The following is a 14,811-nucleotide window of genomic DNA, read 5'->3' on the forward strand; positions in this document are numbered from 1 at the left end:
GGCGCGGCAACGGTGCACGCGGCCCTGCGCTACGGGTGATCCCTGTGCCACAGGGCCGCGTGACACTGGACACAAGCGCTCCACAAACGCTGCGCCAAGGTGGAGCATGGATGGGTGGTTCGCTAAGGTGAACCACGGTAGTCACAAATGCAAGAGAACTGACCTGCTGACATAATCACGGCAGTGCAATTCCAAGACCAGATGATGCGCGCAGAACGCGTCATCGTTCACGCGAGGGAGCGTTTAAGTGGCCGATCAGGCAACTGCGCAAGAATTCGACATCCTGGTACTCGGTGGCGGCAGCGGCGGGTACGCTGCGGCGCTCCGGGCAGTACAGCTCGGCCTCACCGTCGGCCTCGTGGAGAAAGCCAAGCTGGGCGGCACCTGCCTCCACAACGGCTGCATCCCCACCAAGGCCCTGCTCCACTCTGCCGAACTGGCCGACCACGCCCGCGACTCCGCCAAGTACGGCGTGAACGTCACCCTTGACAGCATCGACATGACCGCCGTCAACGCGTACAAGGACGGCATCATCGCCGGCAAGTACAAGGGCCTCCAGGGCCTCATCAAGTCCAAGGGCATCACCGTCATCGAAGGTGAAGGCAAGCTCCAGGGCACCGACACGGTAGTGGTCAACGGCACCGCCTACAAGGGCAAGAACATCATCCTGGCCACGGGTTCCTACTCCCGCACCCTGCCCGGCCTGGAAATCGGCGGCAAGGTCATCACCTCCGACCAGGCCCTCACCATGGACTCCATTCCCAAGAGCGCCATCATTCTGGGCGGCGGCGTCATCGGCGTCGAATTCGCGTCGGTCTGGAAGTCCTTCGGCGTGGACGTCACCATCGTGGAAGGCCTGCCCTCCCTGGTCCCCAACGAGGACGCCACCATCATCAAGAACTTCGAGCGCGCCTTCAAGAAGCGCGGCATCAAGTTCTCAACCGGCGTGTTCTTCCAGGGCGTTGAGCAGAACGCCGACGGCGTCAAGGTCACCCTGGTGGACGGCAAGACGTTCGAAGCCGACCTCCTCCTGGTCGCCGTCGGCCGCGGACCCGTCACCGCCAACCTGGGCTACGAGGACGCAGGCATCACCATCGACCGCGGCTTCGTGATCACCAACGAGCGCCTGCACACCGGCGTCGGCAACATCTACGCCGTGGGCGACATCGTCCCCGGCGTCCAGCTGGCCCACCGCGGCTACCAGCAGGGCATCTTCGTGGCCGAGGAGATCGCCGGCTTGAAGCCCGTGATCGTTGAGGACATCAACATCCCCAAGGTCACCTACTCCGAGCCCGAGATCGCCACTGTTGGCTACACCGAGAAGGCTGCCAAGGAAAAGTTCGGCGACGACCAGGTCCAGACCCAGGAATACAACCTGGCCGGCAACGGCAAGAGCTCCATCCTGGGCACCTCCGGCCTGGTGAAGCTGGTCCGCCAGAAGGACGGCCCCGTGGTGGGCGTCCACATGATCGGTGCCCGCATGGGCGAGCAGGTTGGCGAAGCCCAGCTGATCGTGAACTGGGAAGCGTACCCGGAAGATGTGGCACAGCTGCTGCACGCACACCCCACGCAGAACGAATCCCTGGGCGAGGCCCACCTGGCTTTGGCCGGCAAGCCTCTTCACGGCTGATATCCCACAGCATTACCGAGCCCGGTGCACCCGGTCACGCAGACCGGGTGCACTAGGCTTCCAACAAGGCAGCAATCATTCGCACTAAAGATCAATAAGGAGAACGGGGACGACATGTCTGAATCCGTTAACTTGCCCGCCCTCGGTGAGAGTGTCACCGAAGGAACCGTCACCCGCTGGCTGAAGCAGGTAGGTGACCGGGTAGAGATGGACGAGCCGCTGCTCGAGGTCTCCACCGACAAAGTCGACACCGAAATCCCCTCTCCTGTCGCTGGCGTGATTGAGGAAATCCTGGTCGCCGAGGACGAGACCGCAGAGGTCGGCGCACCCCTGGTCCGCATCGGTGACGGCTCCGGCGGCGGTTCCGCACCCGCCGAAGAAGCGCCCGCCGCTGCACCCGCAGAAGAGGCACCCGCGGCTGAACCCGCCCAGGAAGCACCCGCCGCACCCGCAGAGGAAGCACCGGCCGCTCCTGCCGCCGAAGCACCTGCTGCCGGTGGTGGCGAAGGCCACGAAGTCACCCTCCCCGCGTTAGGCGAGAGCGTTACCGAAGGAACCGTCACCCGCTGGCTGAAGGCCGTGGGCGACACCGTTGAGGTCGACGAGCCGCTGCTCGAGGTTTCCACGGACAAGGTTGACACCGAGATCCCGTCCCCCGTTGCCGGCACCCTGCAGGAAATCCGCGTGAACGAGGACGAGACCGCAGAGGTCGGTTCCGTCCTGGCCGTCATCGGTTCGGGCGCTGCGGCGGCACCGGCTGAAGCACCCAAGGCCGCTCCCGCACCGGAAGCACCCAAGCAGGAAGCCCCGAAGGCTGAAGCACCCAAGGCCGCCCCCGCACCGGAAGCACCCAAGCAGGAAGCCCCGAAGGCTGAAGCACTTAAGGCCGCCCCGGCCACCGAAGCCCCCAAGGCTGAAACCTCCGCAGCAGCAGGCTCCGAGTCCGGCTACGTCACTCCCCTGGTCCGTAAGCTGGCCAACCAGCACGGCGTGGACATCTCCTCGCTGTCCGGCACCGGCGTCGGCGGCCGCATCCGCAAGCAGGATGTCATTGCCGCCGCCGAGGCGCAGGCCGCACCGGCAGCAGCTCCCGCTGCAGCGCCGGCCGCATCCGCACCGGCAGCCGGCAACGGCCAGGTTTCCTCGCTGCGCGGCACCACCCAGAAGGCTCCGCGCATCCGCCAGGTCATCGCACGCCGCATGCGCGAATCCCTCGAGGTTTCCACGCAGCTGACGCAGGTCCACGAAGTGGACATGACCAAGGTTGCCAAGCTCCGCCTCAAGGCCAAGAACTCGTTCCAGGCCCAGAACGGCACCAAGCTGACCTTCCTGCCGTTCATTGCCAAGGCCGTGGCCGAGGCCCTCAAGCAGCACCCCAAGCTCAACGCTGCCTACGACGAGGACAAGCAGGAAATCACGTACCACAACGCCGAACACCTGGCGATCGCCGTCGACACCGACAAGGGCCTCCTGGTTCCGGTCATCTCCGACGCCGGCAACCTGAACCTGGCCGGCCTCGCCGGCAAGATTGCCGATGTTGCCTCGAGGACCCGCGACGGAAAGATCGGCCCGGACGAGCTGTCCGGCGGCACGTTCAGCATCACCAACATCGGTTCGGTGGGCGCCCTGTTCGACACCCCGATCATCAACCAGCCGCAGGTTGGCATCCTGGGTACCGGTGCCATTGTCAAGCGTCCCGTAGTGGTCGCTGACGAAAACGGTGACGACTCGATCGCTATCCGCTCCATGATGTACCTGTCGCTGACGTACGACCACCGCCTGGTGGACGGCGCTGACGCCGGCCGGTTCCTCCAGACCCTGAAGGCACGCCTCGAAGAGGGCGCCTTCGAAGCGGACCTGGGCCTCTAAACCCGGTACGCAGTCCCCGGCGGCTGTCCGGCTGCCAGTGGTGATCGACTGGAAGTCCGGCCGGCCGCCGCGGCATTTAACCTGCGCCGTGCCAACGATGCGGTGGCCGGAACGCGCTGCGGCGGGACGCGCGATTCGGTTACTACAGAGCGTAGAAGAATCTGGATAGACTGATGCCATGAACATCGTTTACAACATCATGGTCTTCCTGCACATCGTCGGCGCCGCCATGATCGTCGGCATCTGGATCGGGCAGATGAAGAAGCCCACCGTCCACCCGCGCCAGTTCGATGGTGCTGCCCTGCAGCTCCTCACCGGTGTGGCGATGATGGGCCTGATCCCTGCCTTGGACATGGACGCCAACTACGCCAAGCTGGGCATCAAGCTCGTCATTGCACTGGTTGTTGCCGTCCTGGCCTTCATCGGCAGCCGCAAATTCAAGAAGGGCGAACCGGTCTCCATCGGCCTGGCCCACAGCGTGGGCGGCCTGGCACTGCTGAACGTCGCCATCGCGACGCTCTGGCGGTAGCCGCTCCACGCTCCGCAGGCCACTCACGACGGCGGCGCTCCCCCTGTGCGGGAGCGCCGCCGTCGTGCGTTGCACGGGCCGGTCACAATCCTCTCTCAGCGGACAACCTGTGCACCGGTGCTGCCAAATCCCTAGGATGGAAAACGGCGGGCTGCGGCGGATGCCGGTGCCCGGATCGAATCAACGTTGAGGAGTGACATGGCTACAACACGCAACGCGCACACGGTATGGACGGGCAGCCTGACCGAGGGCTCCGGCAACACCACCCTGGACAGCTCAGGCCTGGGCACGTTCGATGTCACCTGGAAGGCCCGCACCGAGGCGGCCGAGGGCAAGACCAGCCCCGAGGAACTCATCGCAGCGGCACACTCGGCATGTTTCTCGATGGCTTTCAGCCACGAACTCAGCCAGGCCGGTTTCACCCCCGAAGAAGTCAACACCAAGGCGGAGGTGGGCTTCCAGCCGGGCACCGGCATTACCGGCAGCCACCTGACGCTGAATGCCCGCATCCCCGGCATTTCCGAGGAGGACTTCCAGCGCATCGCCGAGGCAGCCAAGAAGGGCTGCCCCGTATCGCAGGCGCTGGCCGGTATTGAGATCAGCCTGGACGCTACTCTCGCTTCCTGACCCGCTTAAAGCTAAAGGCCCTGTTCCTGCCGGTTCGTCCGGTGGGAACAGGGCCTTTTGCGTGTCAGTCTGCAGGCAGCTGACCGGCGGGCTACGCCTTGGCCTGGCTCCTTGCAGGGAGCGGCGCGGGACGCAGCCGGCGGTAGCCTTCACGAAGCGGAGGACGGTCCGTGGGCAGTTCCTGGACCATTTCCTTGAGCGCGCCGATGCCGTACTCCAGCTGCGGATCGCGGCCGGCGGCGTAAGCATGCGGCGGGAAGGTCACTTCGATGTCCGGGTCCACGCCGTAGTTCTCCACGCTCCAGCCGACGCCGCCGCCGAACCAGTTGGCGTAGCGCGGCTGGGTGACGCCCGTCCCGTCAGCCAGGGCGAAGCGGTTATCGATGCCAACCACGCCGCCCCAGGTCCGCGTCCCGATGACCGGGCCGATTCCCCGCAGCTTTGACACCTGGGTGATGATGTCGCCATCGGAGCCCGCGAACTCGTCCGCGAGGATGATCACCGGTCCCCTCGGTGCGTGGTGGGGGTAGGTGCGCGGCTTTTCCCCGCGCGGCATGCTCCAACCCGTTACCTTGCGGCCAATCAGTTCGGCCACCAGCTGCGAGGTGTGTCCGCCGCGGTTGCGCCGCACATCCACGATCAGCCCGTCCAGCGCGGTCTCGGTGTCCAGGTCCCGGTGCAGCTGGGCCCAGCCATTGGCCATCATGTCCGGGATGTGCAGGTAGCCAAAGGCGCCTCCCGAGGCTTCCCGGACGGTACGGCGGTTCGACGCCACCCATTCCTGGTACCGCAGCCGCTCCTCATCCTTGATGGGAACGACGGCGACGCGGCGCTGGGTGCCGGCGGCGTCGCCGTGCCCGGCACCGTTCAGCAGGGTCAGCTCAACGGCACGGCCGGCAGCCCCGACCAGCTGCATGGCGGGCGTGAGCGATTCAGCCAGCGGCACGCCGTCGATGGCCAGCAGGATATCGCCGGCTTTCGCGTCGACCCCGGGCCGGTTCAGCGGTGAGGTGGCCAGCGGATCCGATGATTCGCCGGCGAGGATCCGGGTGATTTCCCAGCCCGACGCCGTGTGGGCCAGATCGGCTCCCAGCCGGCCCTGCCCGTGGCTTCCGTTCTCTGTCACGGCCGCGGGGCGGACGTAGGCGTGCGACGTTCCCAGTTCGCCGTGCAGCTCCCACAACAGGTCAACGAGGTCGTCGTGCGAGCCCAGCCGGTCCACCAGGGGACGGTACCGGCTGCGCATGGACTCCCAGTCCTGGCCCGCCATGTCTTCGGCCCAGAAGAAGTCCCGCTGCAGGCGCCAGGCCTCGTCAAAAGCCTGTCCCCAGACGCTGACGGGATCCATCATCACGCGGATGCGGCCCAGGTCCACCTTGACCAGCTTGCCGGATTCCTCGTCCGCCTTGGCATCTGACGGAACCACGGTGACCTGTTTGTCGGCAATGACCACGGCCTTGGTGCGGTCGCCGGAGAGCCGGTAGCTGTCCAGGGACTCCACGAGGGTTTCCTGCTTGCGGCGCCCAATGTCGTACCGCACCAGGCTGGGACGGGTGTCCTTGTCCTCCTGGCTGGCCTTGCCGTCGCCGGTGACGCCGGAGAGGGCAGCGTCAAGCCAGAGAAGCGCACCCTTGGTTGCCGAAAGACCGGTGTAGTTGCCCTGCGGAACCGGAACGCCGATGACCCGGTGGGCCAGGCCTTCGGGATCCGCGCGGACCGCCGGCGGCCCGGCCTGTGCGTCAGCGGCATCGGTCCCGGCGGTGGCTGTATCAGCTGTCCCGGGCGCCACGTCGGGTCCGAACGGCGACGGCGTACCGGCCGCGAGGGCTACGAGGTAGGGCTTGATGGGGCTCGGGAAGGACAGGTCGAAAGAGTGGCCGTCGTAGACCGGGTCGAAGCTGCGGTTGGACAGGAAGGCAAGGTACTTCCCGTCCGGGGTGAACGCCGGCGACGTGTCGCAGAACCGGCCGTCCGTAACCTCCACGGGCTCGGAATCCGGGGCCGCGATGTGGGCGGCCCGCAGCCGGCTGCGGGAGCCGAACGAGGTGACAGGCTCGGACCAGACCAGCCAGGCGGAGTCGCCGGACCAGGCGAGGTCGGAAATGGTTCCCTCCCCGATGCTGGCTACCTGGGTCAGCTCGCCCGAGGCGGTGTCAGCGAGGTACACGTCGCCGAACGACGTCCCCAGCGCCAGCCACCGTCCGTCAGGGCTCGCCTCGAGGGCGCTGGCCCGCGACGGCGTCGGAACGGCGATCTGCGCGGCAGCAGGAGTCCCGGCAGGTGCAGCGGGCTCGCCTGTCCCCTCCTCCGGGGCCACATCCGGCTGCTGTTCGTCGCTGCCACCAGCGCGGGAGCTGGCCAGGACAACGGGCGAAGGCTGCGCCGATCCCGCCAGCACGGCGGCGCCGGCGGCCGGCACCGGCTGCGGCAAGGAAACAGCATCGGACTGCCCCGAGCCTGAACCGGTGTCTGCTTCCACGGGATTTGCTGCCTCAGGCGTGTCGCCGGCGGAAGGTGTTGCCGGCGCAGCTCCCGCGGGTATCACCGGGTGGTCGATGGCTGCCACGATGTCCCTGATATGCAGGGCCTCGACGCCGCCGTGGTCAGCAATGTAGGCGATGCGGCCGTCGCCAAGTGGCCGTGGAAGGCGGCCACGCACGCCGGGTGTGGCCTCGATGATGCGCGACGGTCCGTCCTTGTGGCGGAGCCAGTGGATGGTGCCGTGCGCCTCCACCGCGCTGGCTGAACCCGTGGCATCCGGCACGACGGCGCCCAAGTGCTTTGAAGTCTTCAGGAGCGCGGGACGGCGGGACTGGGAAGCGGACCCGAGGGTGACATCAAGGCGGACGGCCTCGGATTCAAGGTCCTTCAGTACCCACAGTTCACCGGCCGATTCGAAGATGATCCGGCTTCCGTCGGTGGCGGCATGGCGAACGTAGAAGTCCTCGTGGTCGGTATGCCGGCGCAGGTCCTTTCCGTTGGGAAGGACTGAATAGAGGTTGCCGTAGCCCTCGTGGTCGGAAAGGAAGGCCACCCGGCCACCCACCCACAGGGGGTCGGCAAAGTTTCCTTCGAGATCCGGCAGCAGCCGTTCGAATTCGCCGTTGCCGTCAGTATCGATCCACAGCTTCCCTGCTGTGCCGCCCCGGTACCTCTTCCACCAGGCAGGTTCGCGGGACAGCACGCTGGCCACCACCACCGGACGTTCATCGCCCACTTCGGGGCCGAAGGCTACGGACTCCACGGGGCCAAAGGGCAGTTCTTCCGCCCAGCCGCCTTCGAGCGGCACGCTGTACGCATGGGTGTGGCGGCTTTCTGCCTGACGGAACGCGCTGGTCACCACCACGGCGCCGCCGGCGGTGAAGCCCTTGACCCGGGTGGTGCTGTGGCCGAAGTAGGTCAGCTGCCGGTAGCCGCCTCCGTCGACGTCCGCCGAGACCACTTCCGGGGCCGTTCCCTGGACAACCGTCCACACCAGCTTCTTGCCGTCCGGCGTGAAGCGGGGGTTGCGGGCGGGCAGCTGGAGGGAGGAGACACGCCAGGCGCGGCCCCCGTCCAACGGCGCAATCCAGACGTCATCCTCGGCCACGAAGGTGACCAGATCGCCGTGCAGATGCGGAAAACGGAAGTAGCTCGAAGAGGTCATCGTTCGATCATAGTCATCCCATACCCGGCGCCGCGGGAGGTGCCATGGGGCCGGGTCCGTGGTGTGATGGAGCATGCGCATCCTTATGTCCGGGGCCTCGGGAATGATAGGCACGTCCATGTCCGCCACCTTCAGGGAAGCCGGGCATGACGTTGTGTCGCTGGTGCGCCGGGAACCGAAGGCGGCCGCCGAAGTCCGCTGGGATCCGGCTGCGGGGGCACTGGATCCCCGGGCGCTTGAGGGCGTGGACGCCGTCGTCAATCTTTCCGGCGCCGGAATCGGTGACCGCCCCTGGACGCGCAAGCGGGTTGAAGAGTTGTTCAGTTCACGGCTCCGGTCCACAGAAACCCTTGTCCGGGCGATGCAGCAGGTAGACAGCCCTCCGCCCACCTTCATCAGCCAGTCCGGTTCCGGGTATTACGGCGACGCGGGATACACCGTGCTGCGCGAAGATGCCCCTGCCGGGTCCGGCACCCTGTCCCGCATTTGCGTGGAGTGGGAGCAGGCCGCCGCCGCTGCCCCGCCGGGCGTGCGGACTGTCACGCCGCGCACCGGTGTTGTCCTCAGCCGGTCCGGCGGCGCCCTGGGCAGGCTGCTTCCCCTTCTGCGCCTTGGCATCGGCGGGCCGTTCGGGGACGGCCGCCAGTTCTGGCCGTGGATATCCCTGCCGGACGTGTCACAGGCTTTCCTGTTCCTGCAGGAATCCGACATCAGTGGCCCTGTTAACCTTTGCGCCCCCGAACAGGCTGACGTCAACAGCATCGTGGCGGCACTGGCCCATGCGCTGCACCGGCCTGCTGTCCTGCGGGTTCCGGGACCGGTGTTGCGCCTGCTGATGCGCGACCTGGCCGAAGAACTGCTGCTGGCCAGCCAAAGGATGGAGCCTGCCGTGTTGTCGGCGGCCGGCTTCCGCTGGGAACATCCTGGTTTGGCGGAGGCGGCCGCCTGGGTTGCCGGTAAAGACAAAGCCGCTGACCTGGCCTGACGCTGATCGGGTGGGCCGAGTGCGGGCTGCTGCGGCGCGGCGCGGCGTCAGGAGCCGGGGAGGATCTCGCTGATCCGCCACTTTCCGTCCTCTGCAACCAGGACCAGGCGCAGGGGCTGGCCGGGTGCAGCGGCACCTCTGGCTGCAACAGTTCCCGTGGTGTCCTTCTCTTCCCATGCTGATGTGGCGGCCATGGCCCGGACAACTGCGCGCGCGTCCGTTGGGCCGGGTTCGGTCCGGACGTCCGTGAGGGTGCTGATGAAGCCTGAGAGCACCCTGCCCGAACCTGACAGCCTCTCCGCAGTCAGATGGTCGGCGGCGGCCGCTGGCGATCCGGAGGCGTTGACTTCCGCCAGCAGGCCCACCTGGCCGCTGCGGAATGCGTGGTCGCGCAGCGCCGCCAGCCCACGCAGGGCGTCCGCCGGCCGGGCGGACGAGGCCAGGGCCCTGGCTTCGTCCAGCGCAGCGGGGCCGCCGGCCTGGACCGCGGCAGGGTCTTCGGCGGGGGTCGAAGCTGCCGGAGTCCTGCTGTCACCGGCGGGATGAAGGGTACCCGGGGCCACCTGGGACACAGGGGTCAACCACACGACCAGGGCTGCTCCGGCAGCCGCTCCCACAACGAGGACGGTCCGGCGGAAGGGAATTCTAGATGGCGCCGCGCTGCGGTGGGCCCCCACCCGGCCCCCGCCTGCGTGCTTCCTGGAACGCTGCGGCACAGCACTGTTGTCTTTCCGCCGTGCCGGTTCTCCGGATTCTGCGGGTCCGGGGAAGGCGGGTTCGAGCGAGGCTGCCGGGAAGGCCGTCAACCGCGGCGGCGTCGCCATTCGCCGCCGCAATGTGCCGAACCGTTCCTTCAACCGACCCGGCGAAGGCGGCGGCACGTGCCTGCGCGTCAGGAGTTCCGGGATGACGGTGGGATGGACGGAGGCGGAAAGGTCCACCGGCACAGGGGCGGCGCTGCGGTAGACAGCGGTGGCCAGTGCACCGGCGGTGGGACGGAGCCTGCGGTCTTCGTTAAGGCCGGACTCCAGGGCTGCAGCGAGATCCTCGGGAACCCCTGGAACCAGGAGCGGCAGCGGTGGCCGGTCCGCCGTGCGCGGCGGTGCGGCACCGGTGAGGCAGAACCAGCCGAGGGCCGCCGCCGCGTAGACGTCCCTCTCGGGTTGCAGCCCTGCGCGGACCGCGTCCACCGGGGCGGGATCAACGAACCCGGGCGTCCCGTGGCACGCTCCTCCTGCGGGATCCCCCAGCATCCGGGCGATTCCAAGGTCCGAGAGCATGGGCTTGCCCTGGCCGGTGAACAACACATTTCCCGGCGACACGTCCGCATGCGTAAAACCTTTCCCGTGCAGGTAGGACAGCGCCTGGGCGACGGGGGTCAGCACGGTTACGGTTTCGCCCACACTGAGCCGGCCGCGCGAGCCAAGAAGCTGGCCCAGGGAGCCACCGGATGCGTAGTCCATGATCAGGGCAGTCGAGGCTTGTCCTTCTGCCTCCCCTGACGGGCCAGGGTGCAGGCCAACGGCATCGTGGGCCCGGACAAGGTGCTGGTGGTCCAGGACGGAAAGGATCCGGATTTCCCTTCTCACCGCATCCTCGGACGTGGAGCGGCGGCCGCGCGACGCAGCGGAGCCGGGGTGGAAGCACTTGACGGCGTATTTCCTGCCGGTCGCCTGCTCGGCGGCAAGCCAGACAGATGCGCTGCTCCCACGGCCAAGCAGCCGGTCAACCGCAAAACCCGGAACGTCGGGAGCGTGCAAATCATCCATGTCCCATGTCTAGCGGAATCGGCTGACGGCTGCAGAAGTTATCCACAGGCAGTACGGACCCGCAGTCACATTGTGGGCGCAGGCGGGGCCGCTGGTGAGCTTAGACACTAAACCCTGTCCGCGGCGCTGCGGGGTCTAAGCTGGAAGGCATGACTCTTGAGTTTTCAGGGCTGGGTCTTGCCCCGGAGTTCGTTGATTACCAGCATGCCTGGGACGTTCAACGCGAGCTTCACGGAAAAGTGGTGGCCGGTGAGGCACCCAGTACCGTCCTCCTGCTGGAGCACGCAGCCGTTTACACTGCAGGCAAGCTGACCGAGGACCACGAACGGCCTTTCGACGGAACTCCCGTGGTGGCCGTGGACCGCGGTGGCAAGCTCACCTGGCATGGTCCGGGCCAGCTCATCGCGTACCCCATCCTGAAACTGAAGAACCGCGCCGGGATTCGTGACTATGTGGAGCGGCTCGAAGCGGTCATGATCGCCGTCATGGCCGATTACGGCATCCGCGCAGAACGCATCAAGGGCCGCGCCGGCGTCTGGGTCAAAGCCGACGCCAACGGGCCCGACCGCAAAATCGCCGCCATCGGCATCCGTGTCCTGAACGGAGTGACCATGCACGGCGTCGCCATCAACTGCAGCAACGACCTCGCCCCCTACGGGCAGATCATCGCCTGTGGCATCACCGACGCCGGCGTCACCACCATGTCCCGGGAAACCGGGAAGGACATCCGCCCCGCCGACATCGCCGAACGCTTCGTGGAAGAATTCCGCAAGCACGAAGAAGCACTCGTTTCAAGCCCCGAAGGAGCTCTACTGTGACATTGGCACCCGAAGGCCGGAAGTTGCTGCGGATCGAGCAGCGCAACGCGGCCACACCGGTGGAACGCAAGCCGGAATGGATCAAGGCCAAAGTCCAGATGGGCCCGGAATTCGTCGGACTCAAGAACCTGGTCAAAAAAGAAGGCCTGCACACCGTCTGCGAAGAAGCCGGCTGCCCCAACATCTTCGAATGCTGGGAAGACAAGGAAGCCACCTTCCTCATCGGCGGCTCCGAATGCACCCGCCGCTGCGACTTCTGCCAGATCGACACCGGCAAACCCTCCCCCGTGGACAGGTTCGAACCCACCAAAGTGGCCCGCTCGGTCCAATCCATGGCCCTGCGCTACGCCACCGTCACCGGCGTGGCCCGCGACGACCTCGAAGACGAAGGCGTCTGGCTCTACGCCGAAACCGTCCGCAAAATACACGAACTGAACCCCGGCACCGGCGTCGAACTCCTCATCCCCGACTTCTCCGGCAACCCCGACCACATCAAGGCCATCTGCGACTCCAACCCCGAAGTCTTCGCCCACAACGTCGAAACCGTCCCCCGGATCTTCAAGCGCATCCGCCCCGCCTTCCGCTACGAACGCTCCCTGGACGTCATCACCCAGGGCCGGAACCTGGGCATGGTCACCAAATCCAACCTCATCCTCGGCATGGGCGAAACCCGCGAAGAAATCAGCGAAGCCCTGGCCGACCTCCACGCCGCCGGCTGCGACCTGATCACCATCACCCAGTACCTCCGCCCCTCCGAACGCCACCTCCCCGTGGACCGCTGGGTCAAACCCCAGGAATTCGTGGACCTCCAGCACGAAGCCGAAGAAATCGGCTTCCTCGGCGTCATGTCCGGGCCCCTGGTCCGCTCCTCCTACCGCGCCGGCCGCCTCTGGGCCACCGCCATGCGCAAAAAAGGCCGCGACATCCCCGCCAACCTCGCCCACATCGCCGACGGCATCCAGGACTCCGGCACCACCCGCCAGGAAGCAGCCACCCTCCTGGCCGCGCACTCCTGACGCCAGCAGCTGGAACCCTTACGGGCCGGACACCGGATCATTCCGGCGTCCGGCCCTTCGTCTTTGGTCACGTAGAATTGAGGCACTATGGCGAAATCCCCTGACTCCAGCAACTCCACCCCGGCGGACTCCAGCGCAGCAAAGCGCGGGCTGTTCTCCCGCAAGCCGAAAGAGGCCAAGGCCAAAAAGCCCAGCCGCCTCAAGCAGATCGGCGAGGTCTTCAACATGACCCGCCGCCACGACCCCATGGTTCCGTGGCTGATGCTGCTGATCTTCCTGGGCGTTGTGGCCGTCAGCTTCCTGGTGGGTTTCTGGCTTGAAAACTGGATCACCGGCCTGATCATCGGAATTCCGCTGGGCCTGCTCGGCGCCACGCTGATCCTGTCCCGGCGCGCGGAACGGGCGGCCTTCGCGCAGATCGAAAACCAGCCGGGAGCCTCCGGCGCCGCACTGGGCACCCTCCGCCGCGGCTGGATCACCGAAGAACAGCCTGTCGCCGTCAACGCCCGCACGCAGGATGCCGTGTTCCGCGCCATCGGCCGTCCCGGCGTCGTACTTGTCAGCGAAGGCCCCACCCTCCGGGTGAAGCCGCTGCTGGATGCCGAGCGCAAGCGCCTTGCCCGGATCCTGCCCAATGTGACGGTGCACGTCATCGAAAGCGGCCGCGGCGAGGGCCAGGTGCCCATCAGCCAGGTGGCAAAGAAGATGGGCAAGCTGAAGAAAGAACTGACCAAGCTTGAAGTGAATGCCGTTTCCAAGCGGATCGCATCCCTGGGGAACCGGCTGCCCATCCCCAAGGGCATCGACCCCTATAAAGCCCGCCCCAACCGCGGACGCTAGGCCTGAACAGCGCCCCGGCCACCGGATCCTTCCGGCAGCCGGGGCGTTTTCTTGCACAGGCCAAATCTTCACGCCAGCACGTGCCCGGCGCCCGGGCATTTGCCGCCGCCCGCCAACCAACGATGACGACCGCCCTACCGGACAGGACAGGACACCCCATGCCCCTTCGCAACGCCGCCATCCGCACTTTCCGAATCCTCGCCGTCGCCGAAGCATTCAGCTGGGCCGCTTTACTGATCGGCATGTACTTCAAATGGATCGCCGGCACCACCGAGATCGGTGTACAGGTGGCCGGACCTATCCATGGAGCGCTGTTTGTTGGCTACGGCGTAACAGCCCTGGTGCTTTGGCGCCTGCAGCGCTGGCCTTTCACCGTGGCACTTTTTGCCGGGCTCTCAGCAGTCTTCCCGTTCGCCACCATTCTCTTCGAACGCTGGGCAGATAAGCGGAATCTGCTGACGGCGGCTGACGCCGGGACATCCGCCCCGGAGGCCCGCCCGTCCAAGGCTCCGGAAGAAAGCCAGGTCTAGCGGCCTGCTCCGTCCGTTCAGCGGCGGATCAGCAGGGTGTTCATGGCTTTGTCGTGCAGGCCGCGCTGGTCCGGGTCAAAGATCACGGCCGGGATCACCAGGCACAGCAGCACGGCCCGCACCAGGGCGGCCAACGGTCCCGGAGTCCCGCCGCCGGGGCGCACTACCGAGATACCAACCACCCGGTGGCCGATGCTGTACCCGAGGGTGCCCACCAGGAGGATCTGCTCAAGGGCGAAAATTCCCAGGGTGGCCCATGAATCGCCGGCGAAGGCGAAGTTGCTGATCAGCAGGGCAATTCCCCAGTCGATCATGATGGCAATGATCCGCCGGCCGGCCCGGGCAATGGACCCCGGCCCCGATTCTGGCAAGCCCAGGCGCTCACCCGGGTACTTGGAAATGCCGGAGGTGTCCGGCCCGGTGAGCCATGAGCCAAGGTCTTTGCGATCTACCACCGTCCAAGTTTACCGGCCTTCATCCCGCGTGCCGGCCGGGTGTGTGACGCCCACATCGCGGATGGGGTTAGACCACAGTGTGGACACCCGATAGCGT

Annotated in this window: 12 protein-coding genes; 9 read left to right on the forward strand and 3 right to left on the reverse strand. The window is 66.6% G+C overall.

The window, feature by feature from the left end:
- Nucleotides 1–247 precede the first annotated feature (247 nt).
- The 4 genes from lpdA (at nucleotide 248) to UC32_RS18095 (ending at nucleotide 4,655) form a co-directional block, all read left to right on the forward strand.
- On the forward strand, nucleotides 248–1,630 hold the full coding sequence (gene lpdA / locus UC32_RS18080; protein ID WP_015936814.1) for a dihydrolipoyl dehydrogenase: 1,383 nt from the start codon (nucleotides 248–250) through the stop codon (nucleotides 1,628–1,630).
- Nucleotides 1,631–1,744: 114 nt separating this feature from the next.
- A complete protein-coding gene (sucB, locus tag UC32_RS18085; protein WP_045732567.1) occupies nucleotides 1,745–3,499 on the forward strand; it encodes a 2-oxoglutarate dehydrogenase, E2 component, dihydrolipoamide succinyltransferase in 1,755 nt (584 codons plus the stop codon).
- Between the two features lie 178 nt (nucleotides 3,500–3,677).
- Entirely contained in the window at nucleotides 3,678–4,028 is a 351-nt protein-coding gene (locus UC32_RS18090) for a hypothetical protein (RefSeq protein WP_045732568.1), read from the forward strand.
- Nucleotides 4,029–4,226: 198 nt separating this feature from the next.
- Nucleotides 4,227–4,655, forward strand: coding sequence for an OsmC family protein (locus tag UC32_RS18095; protein ID WP_015936811.1), 429 nt, complete (start codon nucleotides 4,227–4,229; stop codon nucleotides 4,653–4,655).
- A 91-nt stretch (nucleotides 4,656–4,746) separates the two neighbouring features.
- Here UC32_RS18095 and UC32_RS18100 read toward each other — a convergent pair whose 3' ends face one another.
- Nucleotides 4,747–8,301 (reverse strand): S41 family peptidase, encoded by a 3,555-nt coding sequence (locus tag UC32_RS18100; protein ID WP_045732569.1) that lies wholly within the window; start codon nucleotides 8,299–8,301, stop codon nucleotides 4,747–4,749.
- 73 nt (nucleotides 8,302–8,374) lie between these two features.
- Between UC32_RS18100 and UC32_RS18105 the strand changes: the two genes are divergently transcribed.
- Complete coding sequence (locus tag UC32_RS18105) at nucleotides 8,375–9,286, forward strand: TIGR01777 family oxidoreductase (RefSeq protein ID WP_045732570.1); 912 nt, start codon at nucleotides 8,375–8,377, stop codon at nucleotides 9,284–9,286.
- A 47-nt stretch (nucleotides 9,287–9,333) separates the two neighbouring features.
- Here UC32_RS18105 and UC32_RS18110 read toward each other — a convergent pair whose 3' ends face one another.
- Nucleotides 9,334–11,055 (reverse strand): serine/threonine-protein kinase, encoded by a 1,722-nt coding sequence (locus tag UC32_RS18110; protein WP_045732571.1) that lies wholly within the window; start codon nucleotides 11,053–11,055, stop codon nucleotides 9,334–9,336.
- A gap of 149 nt (nucleotides 11,056–11,204) precedes the next feature.
- On the opposite strand from UC32_RS18110, the gene lipB reads away from it, so the two are divergent.
- The 4 genes from lipB (at nucleotide 11,205) to UC32_RS18130 (ending at nucleotide 14,259) form a co-directional block, all read left to right on the forward strand.
- On the forward strand, nucleotides 11,205–11,873 hold the full coding sequence (gene lipB, locus UC32_RS18115) for a lipoyl(octanoyl) transferase LipB (RefSeq protein ID WP_015936807.1): 669 nt from the start codon (nucleotides 11,205–11,207) through the stop codon (nucleotides 11,871–11,873).
- On the forward strand, nucleotides 11,870–12,889 hold the full coding sequence (gene lipA / locus UC32_RS18120) for a lipoyl synthase (RefSeq protein ID WP_045732572.1): 1,020 nt from the start codon (nucleotides 11,870–11,872) through the stop codon (nucleotides 12,887–12,889). The genes lipB and lipA overlap by 4 nt, the downstream gene beginning before the upstream one ends.
- A gap of 87 nt (nucleotides 12,890–12,976) precedes the next feature.
- Nucleotides 12,977–13,729, forward strand: coding sequence for a DUF4191 domain-containing protein (locus tag UC32_RS18125; RefSeq protein WP_045732573.1), 753 nt, complete (start codon nucleotides 12,977–12,979; stop codon nucleotides 13,727–13,729).
- 158 nt (nucleotides 13,730–13,887) lie between these two features.
- Nucleotides 13,888–14,259 carry a DUF3817 domain-containing protein gene (locus UC32_RS18130; RefSeq protein WP_045732574.1) on the forward strand — a complete coding sequence of 124 codons (372 nt, stop codon included), beginning with the start codon at nucleotides 13,888–13,890 and terminating at the stop codon, nucleotides 14,257–14,259.
- Nucleotides 14,260–14,276: 17 nt separating this feature from the next.
- Here the strand turns inward: UC32_RS18130 and UC32_RS18135 are convergent, their stop codons facing one another.
- A complete protein-coding gene (locus UC32_RS18135) occupies nucleotides 14,277–14,714 on the reverse strand; it encodes an RDD family protein (protein WP_015936803.1) in 438 nt (145 codons plus the stop codon).
- Between the last annotated feature and the right edge of the window lie 97 nt (nucleotides 14,715–14,811).

This window comes from Pseudarthrobacter chlorophenolicus, assembly GCF_000962805.1.
GTDB classification, from domain to species: Bacteria; Actinomycetota; Actinomycetes; order Actinomycetales; family Micrococcaceae; genus Arthrobacter; species Arthrobacter chlorophenolicus_A.